Source organism: Pseudomonas sp. MDV22-iso1, from assembly GCF_058145095.1.
In genome coordinates this window covers 82,139-95,628 of sequence record NZ_JBYVMF010000018.1, presented here as the reverse complement: position 1 = coordinate 95,628, position 13,490 = coordinate 82,139, and the positions used below count along the sequence as shown (strand labels likewise).

Below are 13,490 nucleotides of genomic sequence, written 5' to 3'. Positions count from 1 at the left end.
ATGGTGCCCTCACAGAAGGAAGCCGAGCGCGCTCAGGCTGTCGGTGGAATTGATCAGCCGCACGACTTTGCGTTCCAGGGTCGGCACACCATGGGTGAAGCGGATGCGATGGTTCAGGTCCGCCACGAACGGCGTGTGCACGCCGCGCTTGTAGGCGTACAGCAGCTGCGCCGAGTTGACCTCGACAAGGTCGCCCGCCGCTTCCACAAGACGGAAGCGCGAGACACTGCGAATGGTTTTCGCCGCGTCCACGGCCGACGGCGAGTAACCGGCGGTCAGGCGCTCGATGCGCAGGTCACGCATGCGCGCATCGTCGTAGGCGTAGTTGAGGTTCGCCTCGAAGTCTTCGGTCTCCGGGTCGATCGGCACGATGTACAGGCCGCTCTCGCTCCACAAGGTCGCCCACTCGGCGTAGTGCTTGCGGTCGAGCAGTTCGGCTTCGCGCCAGATGAATTCGATGGCCTGGGCCAGCGGGCCGGAAAAACCGTTCAGGGTGTCGTGATTGCTCATTGGCTCATCATCCTTTTCCACATGTCGTAGGCACCGCGCATGCCGCCCTCGTCGGTGGCGTGGCTGACCTTGTCGCCATTTTCAGCCGTGATTTCGCGGTTCAGGCCGCGGTTGACCAGGATTGGCGCGTCGACGCCGGCATACGAGCCGCGCTGCACGCGATCCCAGGCTTCGGCATCGTCGGGGCTGCCGAAGCCAAACGGGCCCTGGAAGTGTTCGTGAATGCGCATGCGCTCGCGGTTGGCGATTTCCGGGCCGCCGTCCATGCCGAGGGCCACGTGACGGATCTCGGTTTCAGTGACCGACACCGGACGCAGCACGCGGAAGAACGACATCGACATCGCCACGTTCGGGAACAGGTTCAGGTTGAAACCCGCGCCGTGCAACGAACGCACGATGCGCCGCACCTGATCCGCCGGCATGGTCTTCGACAGCTCTTCGGTGACGTGGGCGAAACGTTCCTGCAACTGTTCGGTACCGTCGTCGTGATCCAGATCGACGTGCTCCGGCACCATCACCATCACGCTGTGACCGTTGCCCAGAGAATGGGTCACCGCTTGTTCATCGGTCATGAACGAGAGCATTTCCGAGGTTTCTTCATCCACCGACGACATGAACGACTTGTGCACGATCGGGAAGTGGTAACCGTCGGTGGTGTTTTCCAGCTGGATCTTCCAGTTGCCCTTGAAGCTGAACTTGTGTTCGCCCTGGGTCTTGATCGGGTAACCGGCGCCCTGCTTCATGAACAGGTCCATCCAGTGTTTGGCACCGCCCAGGAAATCTTCCAGCGGTTCGATCTCGTCGTTGTAACTGGCGAACACCATGCCGGCGTAGCTTTCCACGCGCAGGCTGGTCAGTGGCAGCTCGGACTTTTCCAGAATGCCTTCATAGCCATCCGGATACGGCAGCGCACGCAGCTTGCCGTCCAGGCCATAGGACCAGCTGTGGTACGGGCAAGTGAAACCGGTGGCATTGCCTTTGTGCTTTTCGCACACGGTGGCGCCACGGTGGCGGCAACGGTTTTCCAGCACATTGATGGTGTTCTTCTTGTCGCGTACCACAATCACCGGACGACGGCCGATGGTCGCGGTCTTGAAGTCGCCGCTGTTACGCACTTCGCTTTCGTGGGCAACCCACACCCAGGTGCGGTAGAAAATCTTCTCCAGCTCGGCCTCGAACAGCGCGGGATCGTTGTACAGCGAGACGTCGACGCGGTCATGCTGGACCAGGTCATCCGGGCTTTTCGACGAGGCGATCAGCCGATATTCATGAGTGCTCATGTGGTTCTCCTCATGGCTTGTTTTTATGATTTTTGGGAGGCTGGACGTTCGCCGGCCATGCTTTGTTGCAGCTGCGCACCGAAGGCGCAGACCCGTTCGTCCTGACCTTTTCGACCGACGATTTGCAGGCCGACTTTCAACCCGCCGCCATCGAGTTCCACCGGCACCGTCAGCGCCGGATGGCCACTGAGGTTGAAAGGTCGAACCAGCGGGGTCATGCCGGCCACGGCTTTGCTTGCGCTACGGGCTTCGATCAGCGTGGGGGGCAGGCTGGGCATCGTCGGCAACAGCAACACTTCAAATTGCTCCAGCGCGGCATCCACCTGCTGGCTGAAGCGCGTGCGGACCTGCACGGCTGCAGCCAGTTCGGCAGCGCTGGTGCGGCTGGCGGCCAACAGGCGCATCTCGACATCCGCCCCGATCAGGCCCTGGCCGGTGAGGTGGCCGAACGCGGCCCAGTTTTCAACATTGATCACTGTCAGGCCGGCGGCAAACGCTGCTTCGAATTCACTCAATTGCAGGCTGCTGCGGCGCCAGCCGGCACGGTCGGCGGCTGCGACGAGGCACGCTCGCACCTGCGCATCGCAGGCCACGTCGAGAAAGCCCACCGAGGCGTTGCTCGACGGCAAACCCTGAGCCTGGAAACCAGGGCAAATCACTTCCATTGCCGCGATCAGGTCATCCATGCTGGCCGCAAAAGGCCCCACGCAATCGAGGCTGGAGGCGGCCGGATGTGCACCCAGGCGGCTGACGCGGCCGTAGGTCGGTTTCAGCCCGGCAATGCCGCAACAGGCCGCTGGCACCCGTACCGAACCGCCGGTGTCGGTGCCGATGGCGATGTCCGCCAACCCCGCGGCAACAGCGGCAGCCGAACCGCTGGACGAACCGCCCGGCACCCGGTCCGGCGCCTGCGGATTGATCGGTGTGCCGGTCAAGTCGTTGATGCCGGTGACGCCAAACGCCAGTTCGTGCAGGTTAGTCTTGCCGACGATTTGCCAACCCGCCGCGAGGATCGAGTCGACCACCGCGGCGTTGCGCAGGGCCGGCAACGCGTGGGCAAAGGCCCGGCTGCCGGATTGGGTGGCGTGGCCGGCAATGTCGATGGAATCCTTGATGGCGACGCGCTTGCCGCTGCCACCGAGGAGGAATTCGCTGATAAAGATGCTCATGCGCCCAGCTCCGTATTGAACAGGCGTTGCGTGCGGAAATGCGCAATCAGCCAGACACCGTCGACGCGACGAAAATCGATGTTCAAGCGCGTGCCGAACAACGCGTTGCGACCATCGGCATAGGTGGAGATCTGCTGCATGATCCACTGCCCTTGCGCCCCGCTGCCGTCGACCACAATCGACTCGCTGGTGAGGTAATGCAGGTTCAGCCGGAAATGATCCGACGGTGGCAGGTAACCCCCGACAAACGCGGCCACGGCGTCGCGCCCCCGGTGTTGGCCGAAGGTCTGTGCAGTCTGGCTGCCGACGCCTTCCCAGATCGCGTCGACGGTGAACAATTGCGCCAGTTCATGAACCTGGGTCACGGCCCTCGGCACATCGCACAGGTCCATGTAGCGCGCCATCAAACGGCGCACCTGGCTTTCCCCTTCGAGCGTCTCAAGACGCTGCAGCAAGGCCTCGTTCATGGCTCAGACCCGGGCTGCTTCAGGGATGGTCAATGGGCGTCCGATGCGTGCTTCAACCTTGGCATAGCGCCACAGGCTGTACTCGTTCACCGGCGTGGTGCGGAACAGGTTGCAGGCGTCGATCACCGTTTGGTGGCAGTCGACGTCGGCCATGATGTAGACGGTCCAGGGCGACGTCGTGGACGGACCCACCATCAGGCGGTCATCGTCCATGGCGCCGAGCACGGTGATGCCCGGCATGGCGCCGAGATCGCCCATCATCTGACTGAAGCCTTTCCACACGCTCAGGCCTTCGCCGGTCGGCAGGTCAAAAAAATTCTGGGTGATGCCGATGCAAAAAACGACGCGCAACGGTTCTTGGGTGGTCTGGGACATGGGTGTTTATCCTTGAATGGAAAATTCAGATGTAACCAGGGAACGGTGGTACGCCGAGGAACACCGAGCCGGCGCCGTCGTACAGGCCTTCGCTGAGAAAGGCGTGCTGGGTGACCACCATCGAATCGCGCAGGTAGCGCTGAAGTGGATGGCGCAGGTAAATGGCGGTGGTGCCGGCCAGGCTGTAAGCGCTTTGCACCACTTGCGCACCGGCCTGGGACACGTGAATCGCGGACAGGCGCAACAGGCTGGTCTGTTCAGGCGTGACCGGGTTGCCGGCGACGATCGAGTTCCACACCTGTTCGGTGGCGCCGTAGAAAAAGCTGCGTGCGGCAGCCAGTTGCGCTTCGGCCTTGGCGATTTCGATGCGCACATAAGCGCGGTCCGACAATTTCGGCGCGCCGGTGATGCCGCTGCCGCCCGCCATGCGGCTGATTTCGTCCAGCGCCGCACGGGCCAGGCCGAGGTTGACCACTGCCAGCACTTGCGCGGCATAGGCAATAGAGGGGTAGAGGAACAGCGGTTCGTCGATGGTTGCGGCACCGCCACGGATGAAGGTCCAGCGTTCATCGACGCGTTTATCACTGACGCGCAAGTCGTGACTGCCGGTGCCTTTGAGGCCGACCACCTCCCAGTTTTCGACGATCTCGACCTGCTCCGGGCGGAATACGGCGGTGCGAGGCTTGCCGCCAGCGGCACCGATGCCAACCCCCAGCAGGTCAGCGCCTTTGCAGCCGCTGGCGAATTTCCAGGTGCCGTTGACCTGCCAGCCGCCTTCGACGGCTTCGGCCGGTTGCAACGGAAACAGCCCGCCGGCGAACACCAGGTCCGGGCTTTCTGCGTAGAGTTCCGCCAGGGTGTCCCGCGGCAAAGCAGCGAGGTAGACACCGGCGCTGCCGAAGCTGGCCACCCAGCCCGCCGAACCGTCGGCTTCGGAGATGCGTTCGATCATCTTAAGGAAAAGCGCCGGCGCCAACGCGTCGCCACCGAAGCATTTGGGCGTGGCCGCACGGTAGATGCCGACCTGCTTGAAGCGCTCGATCATGTCCCGTGGCACATGGGAGCCGGCGTCGAATTCATCCCGACGCTGGCGCACTTCTTCCAGCACCTGCTCGAAGGCATGAGCGTCGACGAGGCTCTCATCGACACCTGGCCGCGGGTCTTTCTGGGCGACAGCTGCACGCAGCATGGGCTAGTTCTCCGTTTTGATTATTGTTAGTGGCGATGACCCGCCTCCTGTAGGAGCGAGCTTGCTCGCGAAAAGCGTGTGCACAACGCGGTCATTCAGACAGAGCGCGTTATCGTTAACGTCCATCGCGAGCAAGCTCGCTCCTACAAGGTCGGGGGTCGCTGCCCTTGCATTGAGGCTCAGTGTAAAAACGACCTTGGGCCGCCACTATTGGTGCGTGTCACCCCCCGGCTAAAGAAATCCCCTAGCCCTCCCCCGATAACCTCTGAGCGCATCCCCACGCGCAAGCCGGTATAAAAAGCCATACTTCCACGTTCACCCGTAGTGGAACCTTCCGCCTCCAAGGGCCGCGCGATGTACCTGCCAAAACCGAATGATTTCTACACCCTCATCGAAGCCATGCCGCTGTGCATCATTCTTCACGATGCCCACAACAAGGAGATTCTGTGGGCGAACACCGCCGCCTTGAACGCGCTGGGTTTCACCCTGGAAGAACTGACGCCGCTCAAAGCGCCGGACATGACCCGTGATGCGCCCAAGTACCGGCGCTCGGTGGGCTTACGCTGGCTGGAAGGCGCCGCACGCACCGGCCAGCGCGCCATTGAATGGTGTTATCGGTCCAAGCAAGGGGTGGAGATTCTTTCCGAGGCGGTCGCGACCCTGGTCCACCTGGACGGGCGCGATGTGTTGATGGTGCAGTTCCGCGATATTTCCAGGGAAGACAAGGTCAAGCGTGATCTCAAGCGCTTCGAAAGCCGGCTCAAGGCGTTCATGCAGGACCTGGCCGAAGGCGTTGCCGTGCTCGGTCCGCAGGGTGATATCCGTTTTATCAGCGACTCCGGCGCGCACCTGCTCAAGGGCGAAGAGCGCCAGTTGATCGGCAAGAACTTCCTCGACTGGTGTGACGATGCCTCGCATCAACGCCTGCTCGCGCAACTGGCCAGCGAAACGCCGGAGCACGCGCCGTTCAGCGTGCATTACCACGTGCAACGGCGCGACGGTGAATGGCGCTGGCACGAGGCAACGTGCCGTTTTATCGAGATTGAAGACGATCTGGTGGGCCACCTGCTGCTGTTTCGCGACGTCACCGAACAGGTACGCGCTGAAGAGGCCCGGCGGGTGAGCGAGCAAAAACTCGAGTACCTGGCCCGCTATAACGCCATGGGTGAAATGGCCGTGGCCATCGCCCACGAACTGAGTCAGCCACTGGCGGCAACCCGCAATTTCATCGAGGGCGCGGTGATTCGGCTGGGCAAGGATCAATCCGGCGACCAGGGCGTGGCCTGGGGTTTGCAAAACGCCGTCAGGCAGATCGAGCATGCGTCGCTGATCATCAAAAGCGTGCGCGATTACGTGGTGAAACTGGAGCAAAGCGAAGAGCGGATCGACCTCAATGAGCTGTTACGCGAGACCCGCTACTTCATCAGCTTGCGGGCGGACCCGAGTGCCGTCCGGGTGGAGATTGTCACCAGCGACAGGCCGCTGTGGGTGAGTTGCGAGAAAGTGTTGATCGGCCAGGTGATATTGAACCTGGCGTTCAATGCGATTGAAGAAATGAGCGACCTGCCCGTCGAGCGCCGCCTGCTGCGCATCCATGCCAGCCAGGGTAATGACGTAGCATTGGTGCGCATCGAAGACAGCGGCCGGGGCATCCAGGCCGAGGCGCAGGAAAAGCTGTTCGACGGGTTTTTCTCGTCCAAGGTCAGTGGCAATGGCATTGGATTGGCGCTGTGCAAAAACATCATCGGGCGCCACCGCGGCGACATCTGGGCACAGAACCTGACACCTTGCGGAGCGGTATTCACCTTCTCCCTTCCCCTCGCCACTCCCTGACGTCCCGCACCGCCCCCCCTTTCACCCTGCACTGCCCATGTGGCGAGCTCGCGAAGCCGGTGCAATTTCGGCTCGGCGAAAGGCGGCCCTGAAGACTGGCACAGACACACAACCACTTGGCAGCCACAGCAATTCTCCCGTTTCCCCGGCAGGGCAGAATCGAACTGCAAAAATCTGCCTCTGCACCCGCGATTCGCGTGAACAATAATTCAGGGAGTTCCCCCTAATGCGAGCCACCAGGATCACCGTACAGTCAGCGCTGAGTATCAGCCTGCTCGTACTCGGTTTGAACAATGCCAGCGCGGACTTACCCGCTGACACGATCGGCCAGACTGTGTTGCCATTTCCGCCGCAGGCCCACCGGGCCTTTGTTGTCGATGTCGAATTCGAAAGTTTCGTGGTCGGCCGTGTCACCGTGGTCGACCCCGACAAAAAACGCATCCTTGGCATGGTCCCGACCGGTTTTGCGGCGCCCTCGACGCTCAGCCACGATCAGAAAACCCTCTACAGCGCCGACATCTTCTACTCCCGTGGCACCCGTGGAACACGCACCGACGTGCTGACCGCCTGGGACAGCTCGACCCTCTCGCCCGCCTGGGAGTTGTTGATTCCGACCAAGCGCGCCGAGTCGTTGACCCAGCGTTACGGGCTGAAGACCAGCAGCGATGACCGCTTCGTCTACGTCTACAACTTCACCCCATCGACCTCGGTCACCGTGGTCGACACCCTGGCCAAGGCAGTGACCTCGGAGATCGCCATTCCCGGTTGCGTCCTCAACTACCCGGTTGGTAACCGCCGCTTCGCCTCGTTGTGCGGCGACGGCAGTTTGCAGCTGGTCACGTTGAATGATCAGGGCCTGGAAATCGCGCGCAGCCGCACGCCGTTCTTCGACCCCAATGCGGAGAAGCTGGTAGAGCGCGCCGTCAACGTCGGCGACACCTACTACTTCACCACCACGACCGGCACCGTCCGCCCGGTGGATTTCGCCGGCGACGCGCCGAAGATCCTGCCGTCCTGGTCGCTGACCAACGATGAAGAAAAGAAAGCCGGCTGGGCGCCGGGTGGCTGGCAGTTGATGGCAGTCGCTCCAAAACTCAACCGCTTGTACGTGCTGATGCACGACGCCCATGAACCGATGAAGTGGGAAGACCCCAGCCCGCTGATCTGGGTCTTCGATCTGAACACCCGGAAAAAAGTGGCGACCCTGCAAGCCCCGGTGCCGGTGTGGAGCATGCAGGCGACCGGCGACGACAAACCGCTGTTGCTCGGTGCCGACGTTGAAGGCGGCTTGCAGATCTTCGACCTCACATCCAACACGCTCACTGGCAGCATGCCGAAAGTCGCGAAGACGGCGACTCAGGTCATGAGCTACTAACGAGGTTCGGCCATGCACATCGATCCGATCTTCATCATTGCCAGCGCACTCGCCATCGCGGTGTTGCTGGCCAGCGCCGCGACCCACAAGTTGCGTGCGCCGGCACGTTTTGCCAAACAGCTGGCGGACTATCAGCTGTTGCCCGAGGCGCTGGTGCGTCCGAGCGCACGGTTGATTCCGGTGGTTGAACTGGCAATCGCCTTCGCGCTGCTGGTGCCGGTCAGCCGGTCATGGGCGGCGTTGACGGCCGCCAGCCTGATTGCGCTGTACGCCGCCGCTATCGGCATCAACCTGTGGCGCGGTCGTCGCGACATCGACTGCGGCTGTGCCGGCCCGGACCAGGTGCAACCGTTGCGCCCCGTCCTGCTGCTGCGTAACAGCGTGCTGGTCGGCCTTGCGTTGCTTGCCAGCGTAGCGCCGATTGTCCGCGATTTGAACGTTTTCGACGGCTTTGTGACCCTCTTCGCCAGCGCCGTCGCACTGCTGATATACGCCGCAGCCGATGGCTTGCTGGCGAACTCCCCTCTTCTGCACAAACTGATTGGTAGGTGATCAATGGAAGGCTTAATCGTTTCCAACGCGTTGCTCTGGATTTTGTTGTTGGCCCTGGCATTCGCCGTGATGGGTCTGGTGCGTCAGATTGGCGTACTGCACGGCCGTATCGCCCCGGCAGGCGCTCTGATGGTCGACAAAGGCGTGGCCGTCAACGAGCCTGCGCCACAAGTCACGGCCTCCGACCGTAACGGGCGCCCGGTGAACTTCGGTTACGCCGGTGAAAAATCTCAGTTGCTGTTCTTCCTCTCGCCGACCTGCCCGATCTGCAAGTCGCTGTTGCCGGCCATCAAATCCATTGCGAAGGAACAGGCTGATCGTCTCGACGTGGTGTTCATCAGTGACGGCGACATGGACGCCCAGCAAGCACTGATCCGCGAACACAAACTCGACGACGTCACCTACGTGGTCGGGCCGGAAGTGGGCATGACCTACCAGATCGGCAAGCTGCCGTACGCCGCGCTGATCGACAAGGCTGGCACCCTGCGCGCCAAGGGCCTGGTCAATTCCCGTGAACATCTGGACAGCCTGTTCGAAGTCGAGCATCTGAAAAGCGCCACGCTGCAGGACTACCTGAACAGCCAGCCGCATCCCCACGCGCATGACCACAGCCACGGCCATAGCCACTGATAAGGCAGGGAGACTGTTATGAAATTGCTGGATCTGTTGTTTGAACGCTCGTCGCGCCGCGTCGCCGACACCACGTCACGCCGCAAACTGCTGGCGCGCATGGGCTCGCTGATGGTCGCCGGGGCTGCGCTGCCCCTGCTGTTGCCGCTGGATCGCACCAGCAAGGCCCTGGCCGCCGATAACCCGAAAGCCGGCGATCCCGGCGATCCGAACAGCTGCGACTATTGGCGCTACTGCTCCATCGACGGCTTTCTGTGCAGCTGCTGCGGTGGTTCGGTGACGTCGTGCCCGCCGGGCACTGAAGCGTCGCAAGTCACCTGGATCGGCACCTGCCGCAACCCGGCGGATGGCAAGGACTACATCATTTCGTACAACGACTGCTGCGGTAAACAAAGCTGCGCCCAATGCGCCTGCACCCGTAACGACAGTGAAGAACCGGCTTATCGCCCGTTCAACAACAACGATGTGAACTGGTGCCTGGCCGCCAAATCGCACATCTATCACTGCACCGTTTCGATCATCCGCGGCGTCGCTGTTTAGTGTGAACTGGACGTCGGTTGCTCTGCCAATCGACGGCATTTTTCGTTCCACGCGGCAAACGATGTACCCCTGTAGCAACTGGCGAACCTGTGGTGAGGGGGTTTATCCCTGTAGCAGCTGCAGAACCCTGTGGCGAGGGGATTCATCCCCGTTGGGTCGCGCAGCGGCCCCCTAATTTTCACGACTGCTGCGCAGCCGAACGGGGATGAATCCCCTCGCCACAGAGCAGCCGAACGCAGGCTTCGCCAGCTGCTACATAAAGCGAGGTTAATTGCAGAGGTGTTTTTCATGCGTAGTTTGCTGTTTCTTAGTCTCGTTTGCGTCATGACCGCGCCGCAGGCCTACGCCCGCGCCATTCCCAACCCGGCGCAACGCCACGCACCGGGCAACGAAGAAGCGCAAAAACCCATCGCCGACGCCGGTTACAGCGTCGGTGTGAATTACCAGCTGCAATGCGCCGGGTGTCACCTGGGCAACGGCATGGGTTCCCCCGCCAATGACACGCCACGGATGACCGGGTTCGTTGGCAATTTCCTGAAAGTACCGGGCGGCCGCGAATTCCTCGTACGCGTACCGGGTATGTCGCAGTCGGCGCTGAACAATGCCCAGCTGGCGGATTTGCTCAACTGGCTGATGCGCAAAGACGGCATGGCCGGCAAAAGCCTGCCCGACGACTACCAGCCCTACAGCGCTGAAGAAGTCACGCAGCTGCGCGCAAAAACCATGCTCAACCTGCCCGGCACCCGTGCCGAGCTGATCAAGGCGATGCGCGCACAAGGTATCGCGATTGAAGACGGGATGAACAACTGAGGCCAAAGCTTCGCCACTGGCCTGAAGGGATGGCAAAAAAAGTCTCGGCGCCGTTCTGCAAAGACAGAACCTGCGCCGAGTTGATCAACACCATTGAGTGAACGTTACTTGGGTTGCGCCACAGTGCGCAGGTACGGTTTCACTGTCTTGAAGCCGTCCGGGTATTTCTTTTTCGCGTCCTCATCCGAGACCGACGTCGGAATGATCACGTCATCCCCCGGACGCCAGTTCACCGGGGTTGCCACGGTGTGTTTGGCGTTCAGTTGAATGGCGTCAAGCAGGCGCAGCACTTCGTCGAAGTTGCGCCCGGCACTCATCGGGTACACCAGCATTGCCTTGATTTTCTTGTCCGGACCGATGATGAACACCGAGCGTACCGTGGCGTTATCGACGGCAGTCCGGGTGCCGCCACTGGCGTTGGGATGGATCATGTCGTAGAGCTTGGCGACCACCAGGTTCTCGTCGCCGATCATCGGGTAGTTCACCGCATGCCCCTGGGTTTCCTCGATGTCCTTGGCCCAACTCTGGTGGTTGCCGACCGGGTCGACGCTGAGTCCGACAATTTTGGTGTTGCGCTTGTCGAACTCGGGCTTCAGTCCGGCCATGTAGCCCAGCTCGGTGGTGCACACCGGGGTGAAATCCTTAGGATGGGAAAACAGGATGGCCCATTTGTCGCCGATCCATTCGTGGAAATGCAGGGTGCCTTCGGTGCTCTCGACGGTGAAATCCGGTGCTTCGTCGCCAATACGGATGGCCATGTGCGTTCTCCTCGCTGTGAAGGGTTGGGAAACTGTTGGACGAATCAGTATAGGAGACGTTTAAAAACTACCCGAACACAGGCGTCACGCCTGCTGCGCTGAGGTCCGACAGGTCATTTAGCTCCCTGCAGCCATTCACGCGGGCTGGTGCCGGTTTTGCGGCGGAACGCTCGCGCCAGTGCCGATGGACTTTCGTACCCCGTTTCCTCGGCGATCAGTGCGATTGGCCTGCCTTCACGCAGGCGCTTCTGGGCGAGACTGATACGCCAGCTCACCAGGTAATCCACCGGCGTTTGCCCCACTATTGTTCGAAAGTACTCCGCAAAGCTGGCGCGAGACATATTGGCAGCGGCGGCCAGTTCGGCCACGGTCCAGGCTTTGGAAGGGCTGTCGTGCATCAGGCTCATTGGCCGGGCCAGGCGTGGATCGGCAAGCCCGGCGAGCATCCCTGGACGTTGATCGTGACGGCTCAACAGGTGCCGCAACAGCTGAATGACCAGCATCTCGAACAGTCTGTCCATCATTGCTTCGCGACCGCACAACCCGTTGGAAGCCTCGTTGAACAGCCATTGCAGGGTGTGCGTGAGTTCCGGGACCTGATCGAGTTCGAGCACCAGGAAATCCGGCAATGCCTTGGCCAATGCATTGCCTGCCCCGCCGTCAAACGTCAGCGAGGCACAGACCAGCTGCGCATCGAACGCTTCGCTGGCGAACAGTCGGTGACGGTAAGGACGTGGAAAAAAAATCAGCGTTGGCTGAGTGAGCGTGAGAGGACGCTCATCGCCGAGGGCCAGGGTGATTTCACCGGCCTGAAGCAGATGCAGGTGGCCTGCGGATTGATTGCCATCAAAGGCCGTGGTGCCGCAAAACGCTCCACTATGGAAAGTACCGGCGCTGACACCGAAGTGCGTGAGCAAGGTGGACAAACGATCCATTGGATGACTTCCGAAAAGGTTTTGGACGATTTGTCGCATATCCTCGACGATTAGCACCCTGAAGTCCAGGTTCGATCATTAGGATAGGCACCGTACCAGCGCAATTCGCGCTTGAATCGACGGAGAAACACCATGCCTCGTATCACTGCCCTGAGTCTTGATCACGCCAACGACACCACCCGTCCACTGCTGGAAGGCGTGCAAAAAAAAATCGGCTTTCTGCCCAATGTCTTCAAGACACTGGCGCATGCACCGGCGGTCCTGTCGGCCTACTTACAACATTCGGTGGCGTTGGGCAAAACGTCGCTAAGCGCTACCGAGAAGGAAGCGGTTTTTCTCGCGACCTCGCAGGTGAATGGCTGTGACTACTGCCTTGCAGCGCATACGTTGTTTGCTGGCAAAACCGGGCTGTCCGGGCAGGACATTCTCAAAGCCCGACAGGGGGAACTGAACGCGTTCGCCGCGCTGGCCCGTCAGGTGACTGAAAGCCGCGGTCACTTGAGCGATGAGCAAATCAATGCAGCGCGGCTGGCGGGTATTGATGACGCGAAGATTATTGAAGTGGTTGCGCACGTGGCTTCGCAGACGTTGACGAATTACCTCAACAACCTTGCGCTGACGGAGATCGATTTTCCTGCCATTGAGAATTGAACGAAAAAATCACCCTGAGCCCACGTGACAGGTTGCAGGCCAAGGGCATGAGCCCTTGGTCATCAGGTCCGGTCCCGCGCCTACTTACTTACGCGCCAGTTTGTATCGCAGGCAATCGTCGTAAAAACTCTGTTTGATCGCCGCCGGCTTGATGCGTGACGGACTGTCGTAGGTCTGTTCCGTAATGCCCATCGCCAACATACGCATCCACGGCTTGCTGAATTTGTAGGTTTGCAACTTCTGTCGCGCGGCATACAGCGAGACGCCCGCCAGCTTCAATTCCTGGGCCTTGGCAGCCGTCCCCGCGCCCCAGCTGCACATATAACGATCATTCTGCACCAGCGCTCTCGCCTCGCCTTGCGCTGCCATGCCCATCAAACCGCACGACAGTAGCCCAATCATCACATTGCGCATTT

General features: G+C 61.0%; 16 protein-coding genes. 7 read left to right on the top strand and 9 right to left on the bottom strand.

The features are described 5' to 3' along the window. Positions 1 to 9: 9 nt before the first annotated feature. From AC3ZVB_RS20150 to AC3ZVB_RS20125, 6 genes are read right to left on the bottom strand one after another with little or no spacing between them, the layout of a single operon-like run. Positions 10 to 510 (bottom strand): aromatic-ring-hydroxylating dioxygenase subunit beta, encoded by a 501-nt coding sequence (locus AC3ZVB_RS20150; protein WP_194693459.1) that lies wholly within the window; start codon positions 508 to 510, stop codon positions 10 to 12. Further along, positions 507 to 1,790 (bottom strand): aromatic ring-hydroxylating oxygenase subunit alpha, encoded by a 1,284-nt coding sequence (locus tag AC3ZVB_RS20145; RefSeq protein WP_194693460.1) that lies wholly within the window; start codon positions 1,788 to 1,790, stop codon positions 507 to 509. Before AC3ZVB_RS20145 ends, AC3ZVB_RS20150 begins: the two co-directional genes overlap by 4 nt. Positions 1,791 to 1,813: 23 nt before the next feature. Continuing rightward, positions 1,814 to 2,959: an amidase gene (locus AC3ZVB_RS20140; protein WP_490147542.1), complete on the bottom strand. Its 1,146-nt coding sequence runs from the start codon at positions 2,957 to 2,959 to the stop codon at positions 1,814 to 1,816. Next, on the bottom strand, positions 2,956 to 3,426 hold the full coding sequence (locus tag AC3ZVB_RS20135) for a nuclear transport factor 2 family protein (RefSeq protein ID WP_490147541.1): 471 nt from the start codon (positions 3,424 to 3,426) through the stop codon (positions 2,956 to 2,958). Before AC3ZVB_RS20135 ends, AC3ZVB_RS20140 begins: the two co-directional genes overlap by 4 nt. A 3-nt stretch (positions 3,427 to 3,429) precedes the next feature. Beyond that, positions 3,430 to 3,801: a hypothetical protein gene (locus AC3ZVB_RS20130; RefSeq protein ID WP_162441144.1), complete on the bottom strand. Its 372-nt coding sequence runs from the start codon at positions 3,799 to 3,801 to the stop codon at positions 3,430 to 3,432. Between the two features lie 25 nt (positions 3,802 to 3,826). Beyond that, on the bottom strand, positions 3,827 to 4,990 hold the full coding sequence (locus AC3ZVB_RS20125; RefSeq protein ID WP_490147540.1) for an acyl-CoA dehydrogenase family protein: 1,164 nt from the start codon (positions 4,988 to 4,990) through the stop codon (positions 3,827 to 3,829). Positions 4,991 to 5,344: 354 nt separating this feature from the next. Here AC3ZVB_RS20125 and AC3ZVB_RS20120 point away from each other — a divergent pair, with 354 nt between their 5' ends. The 6 genes from AC3ZVB_RS20120 (at position 5,345) to AC3ZVB_RS20095 (ending at position 10,730) form a co-directional block, all read left to right on the top strand. Next, positions 5,345 to 6,823 (top strand): ATP-binding protein, encoded by a 1,479-nt coding sequence (locus tag AC3ZVB_RS20120; RefSeq protein ID WP_490147539.1) that lies wholly within the window; start codon positions 5,345 to 5,347, stop codon positions 6,821 to 6,823. A 226-nt stretch (positions 6,824 to 7,049) separates the two neighbouring features. Next, positions 7,050 to 8,198: an amine dehydrogenase large subunit gene (locus tag AC3ZVB_RS20115; RefSeq protein ID WP_490147538.1), complete on the top strand. Its 1,149-nt coding sequence runs from the start codon at positions 7,050 to 7,052 to the stop codon at positions 8,196 to 8,198. 12 nt (positions 8,199 to 8,210) lie between these two features. Next, entirely contained in the window at positions 8,211 to 8,750 is a 540-nt protein-coding gene (locus AC3ZVB_RS20110) for a MauE/DoxX family redox-associated membrane protein (protein WP_490147537.1), read from the top strand. A gap of 3 nt (positions 8,751 to 8,753) precedes the next feature. Continuing rightward, the gene (gene mauD, locus AC3ZVB_RS20105; RefSeq protein WP_162439535.1) at positions 8,754 to 9,380 is read left to right on the top strand and encodes a methylamine dehydrogenase accessory protein MauD; all 627 of its coding nucleotides are present in this window, start codon (positions 8,754 to 8,756) and stop codon (positions 9,378 to 9,380) included. Between the two features lie 18 nt (positions 9,381 to 9,398). Further along, positions 9,399 to 9,920, top strand: coding sequence for a methylamine dehydrogenase light chain (locus tag AC3ZVB_RS20100; RefSeq protein WP_490147536.1), 522 nt, complete (start codon positions 9,399 to 9,401; stop codon positions 9,918 to 9,920). 288 nt (positions 9,921 to 10,208) lie between these two features. Then, positions 10,209 to 10,730 carry a cytochrome c gene (locus AC3ZVB_RS20095; protein ID WP_162439533.1) on the top strand — a complete coding sequence of 174 codons (522 nt, stop codon included), beginning with the start codon at positions 10,209 to 10,211 and terminating at the stop codon, positions 10,728 to 10,730. Between the two features lie 104 nt (positions 10,731 to 10,834). Here AC3ZVB_RS20095 and AC3ZVB_RS20090 read toward each other — a convergent pair whose 3' ends face one another. Together AC3ZVB_RS20090 and AC3ZVB_RS20085 are read right to left on the bottom strand one after the other, a co-directional pair. Then, positions 10,835 to 11,488, bottom strand: a complete 654-nt coding sequence (locus tag AC3ZVB_RS20090) for a peroxiredoxin (RefSeq protein WP_490147535.1) — start codon at positions 11,486 to 11,488, stop codon at positions 10,835 to 10,837. Between the two features lie 113 nt (positions 11,489 to 11,601). Continuing rightward, a complete protein-coding gene (locus AC3ZVB_RS20085) occupies positions 11,602 to 12,423 on the bottom strand; it encodes an AraC family transcriptional regulator (protein WP_162439531.1) in 822 nt (273 codons plus the stop codon). A gap of 132 nt (positions 12,424 to 12,555) precedes the next feature. Here AC3ZVB_RS20085 and AC3ZVB_RS20080 point away from each other — a divergent pair, with 132 nt between their 5' ends. After that, the gene (locus tag AC3ZVB_RS20080) at positions 12,556 to 13,074 is read left to right on the top strand and encodes a carboxymuconolactone decarboxylase family protein (RefSeq protein WP_490147534.1); all 519 of its coding nucleotides are present in this window, start codon (positions 12,556 to 12,558) and stop codon (positions 13,072 to 13,074) included. An 84-nt stretch (positions 13,075 to 13,158) separates the two neighbouring features. Here the strand turns inward: AC3ZVB_RS20080 and AC3ZVB_RS20075 are convergent, their stop codons facing one another. Further along, a complete protein-coding gene (locus tag AC3ZVB_RS20075; protein ID WP_162439529.1) occupies positions 13,159 to 13,488 on the bottom strand; it encodes a hypothetical protein in 330 nt (109 codons plus the stop codon). Positions 13,489 to 13,490 lie beyond the last annotated feature (2 nt).

Coding starts and splice junctions, on each gene's coding strand:
- AC3ZVB_RS20110 (WP_490147537.1), top strand. CDS start 8,211: ATGCACATCGATCCGATCTTCATCATTGCCAGCGCACTCGCCATCGCG.
- AC3ZVB_RS20130 (WP_162441144.1), bottom strand. CDS start 3,801: ATGTCCCAGACCACCCAAGAACCGTTGCGCGTCGTTTTTTGCATCGGC.
- AC3ZVB_RS20090 (WP_490147535.1), bottom strand. CDS start 11,488: ATGGCCATCCGTATTGGCGACGAAGCACCGGATTTCACCGTCGAGAGC.
- AC3ZVB_RS20080 (WP_490147534.1), top strand. CDS start 12,556: ATGCCTCGTATCACTGCCCTGAGTCTTGATCACGCCAACGACACCACC.
- AC3ZVB_RS20120 (WP_490147539.1), top strand. CDS start 5,345: ATGTACCTGCCAAAACCGAATGATTTCTACACCCTCATCGAAGCCATG.
- AC3ZVB_RS20095 (WP_162439533.1), top strand. CDS start 10,209: ATGCGTAGTTTGCTGTTTCTTAGTCTCGTTTGCGTCATGACCGCGCCG.
- AC3ZVB_RS20140 (WP_490147542.1), bottom strand. CDS start 2,959: ATGAGCATCTTTATCAGCGAATTCCTCCTCGGTGGCAGCGGCAAGCGC.
- AC3ZVB_RS20115 (WP_490147538.1), top strand. CDS start 7,050: ATGCGAGCCACCAGGATCACCGTACAGTCAGCGCTGAGTATCAGCCTG.
- mauD (WP_162439535.1), top strand. CDS start 8,754: ATGGAAGGCTTAATCGTTTCCAACGCGTTGCTCTGGATTTTGTTGTTG.
- AC3ZVB_RS20125 (WP_490147540.1), bottom strand. CDS start 4,990: ATGCTGCGTGCAGCTGTCGCCCAGAAAGACCCGCGGCCAGGTGTCGAT.
- AC3ZVB_RS20085 (WP_162439531.1), bottom strand. CDS start 12,423: ATGGATCGTTTGTCCACCTTGCTCACGCACTTCGGTGTCAGCGCCGGT.
- AC3ZVB_RS20100 (WP_490147536.1), top strand. CDS start 9,399: ATGAAATTGCTGGATCTGTTGTTTGAACGCTCGTCGCGCCGCGTCGCC.
- AC3ZVB_RS20145 (WP_194693460.1), bottom strand. CDS start 1,790: ATGAGCACTCATGAATATCGGCTGATCGCCTCGTCGAAAAGCCCGGAT.
- AC3ZVB_RS20150 (WP_194693459.1), bottom strand. CDS start 510: ATGAGCAATCACGACACCCTGAACGGTTTTTCCGGCCCGCTGGCCCAG.
- AC3ZVB_RS20075 (WP_162439529.1), bottom strand. CDS start 13,488: ATGCGCAATGTGATGATTGGGCTACTGTCGTGCGGTTTGATGGGCATG.
- AC3ZVB_RS20135 (WP_490147541.1), bottom strand. CDS start 3,426: ATGAACGAGGCCTTGCTGCAGCGTCTTGAGACGCTCGAAGGGGAAAGC.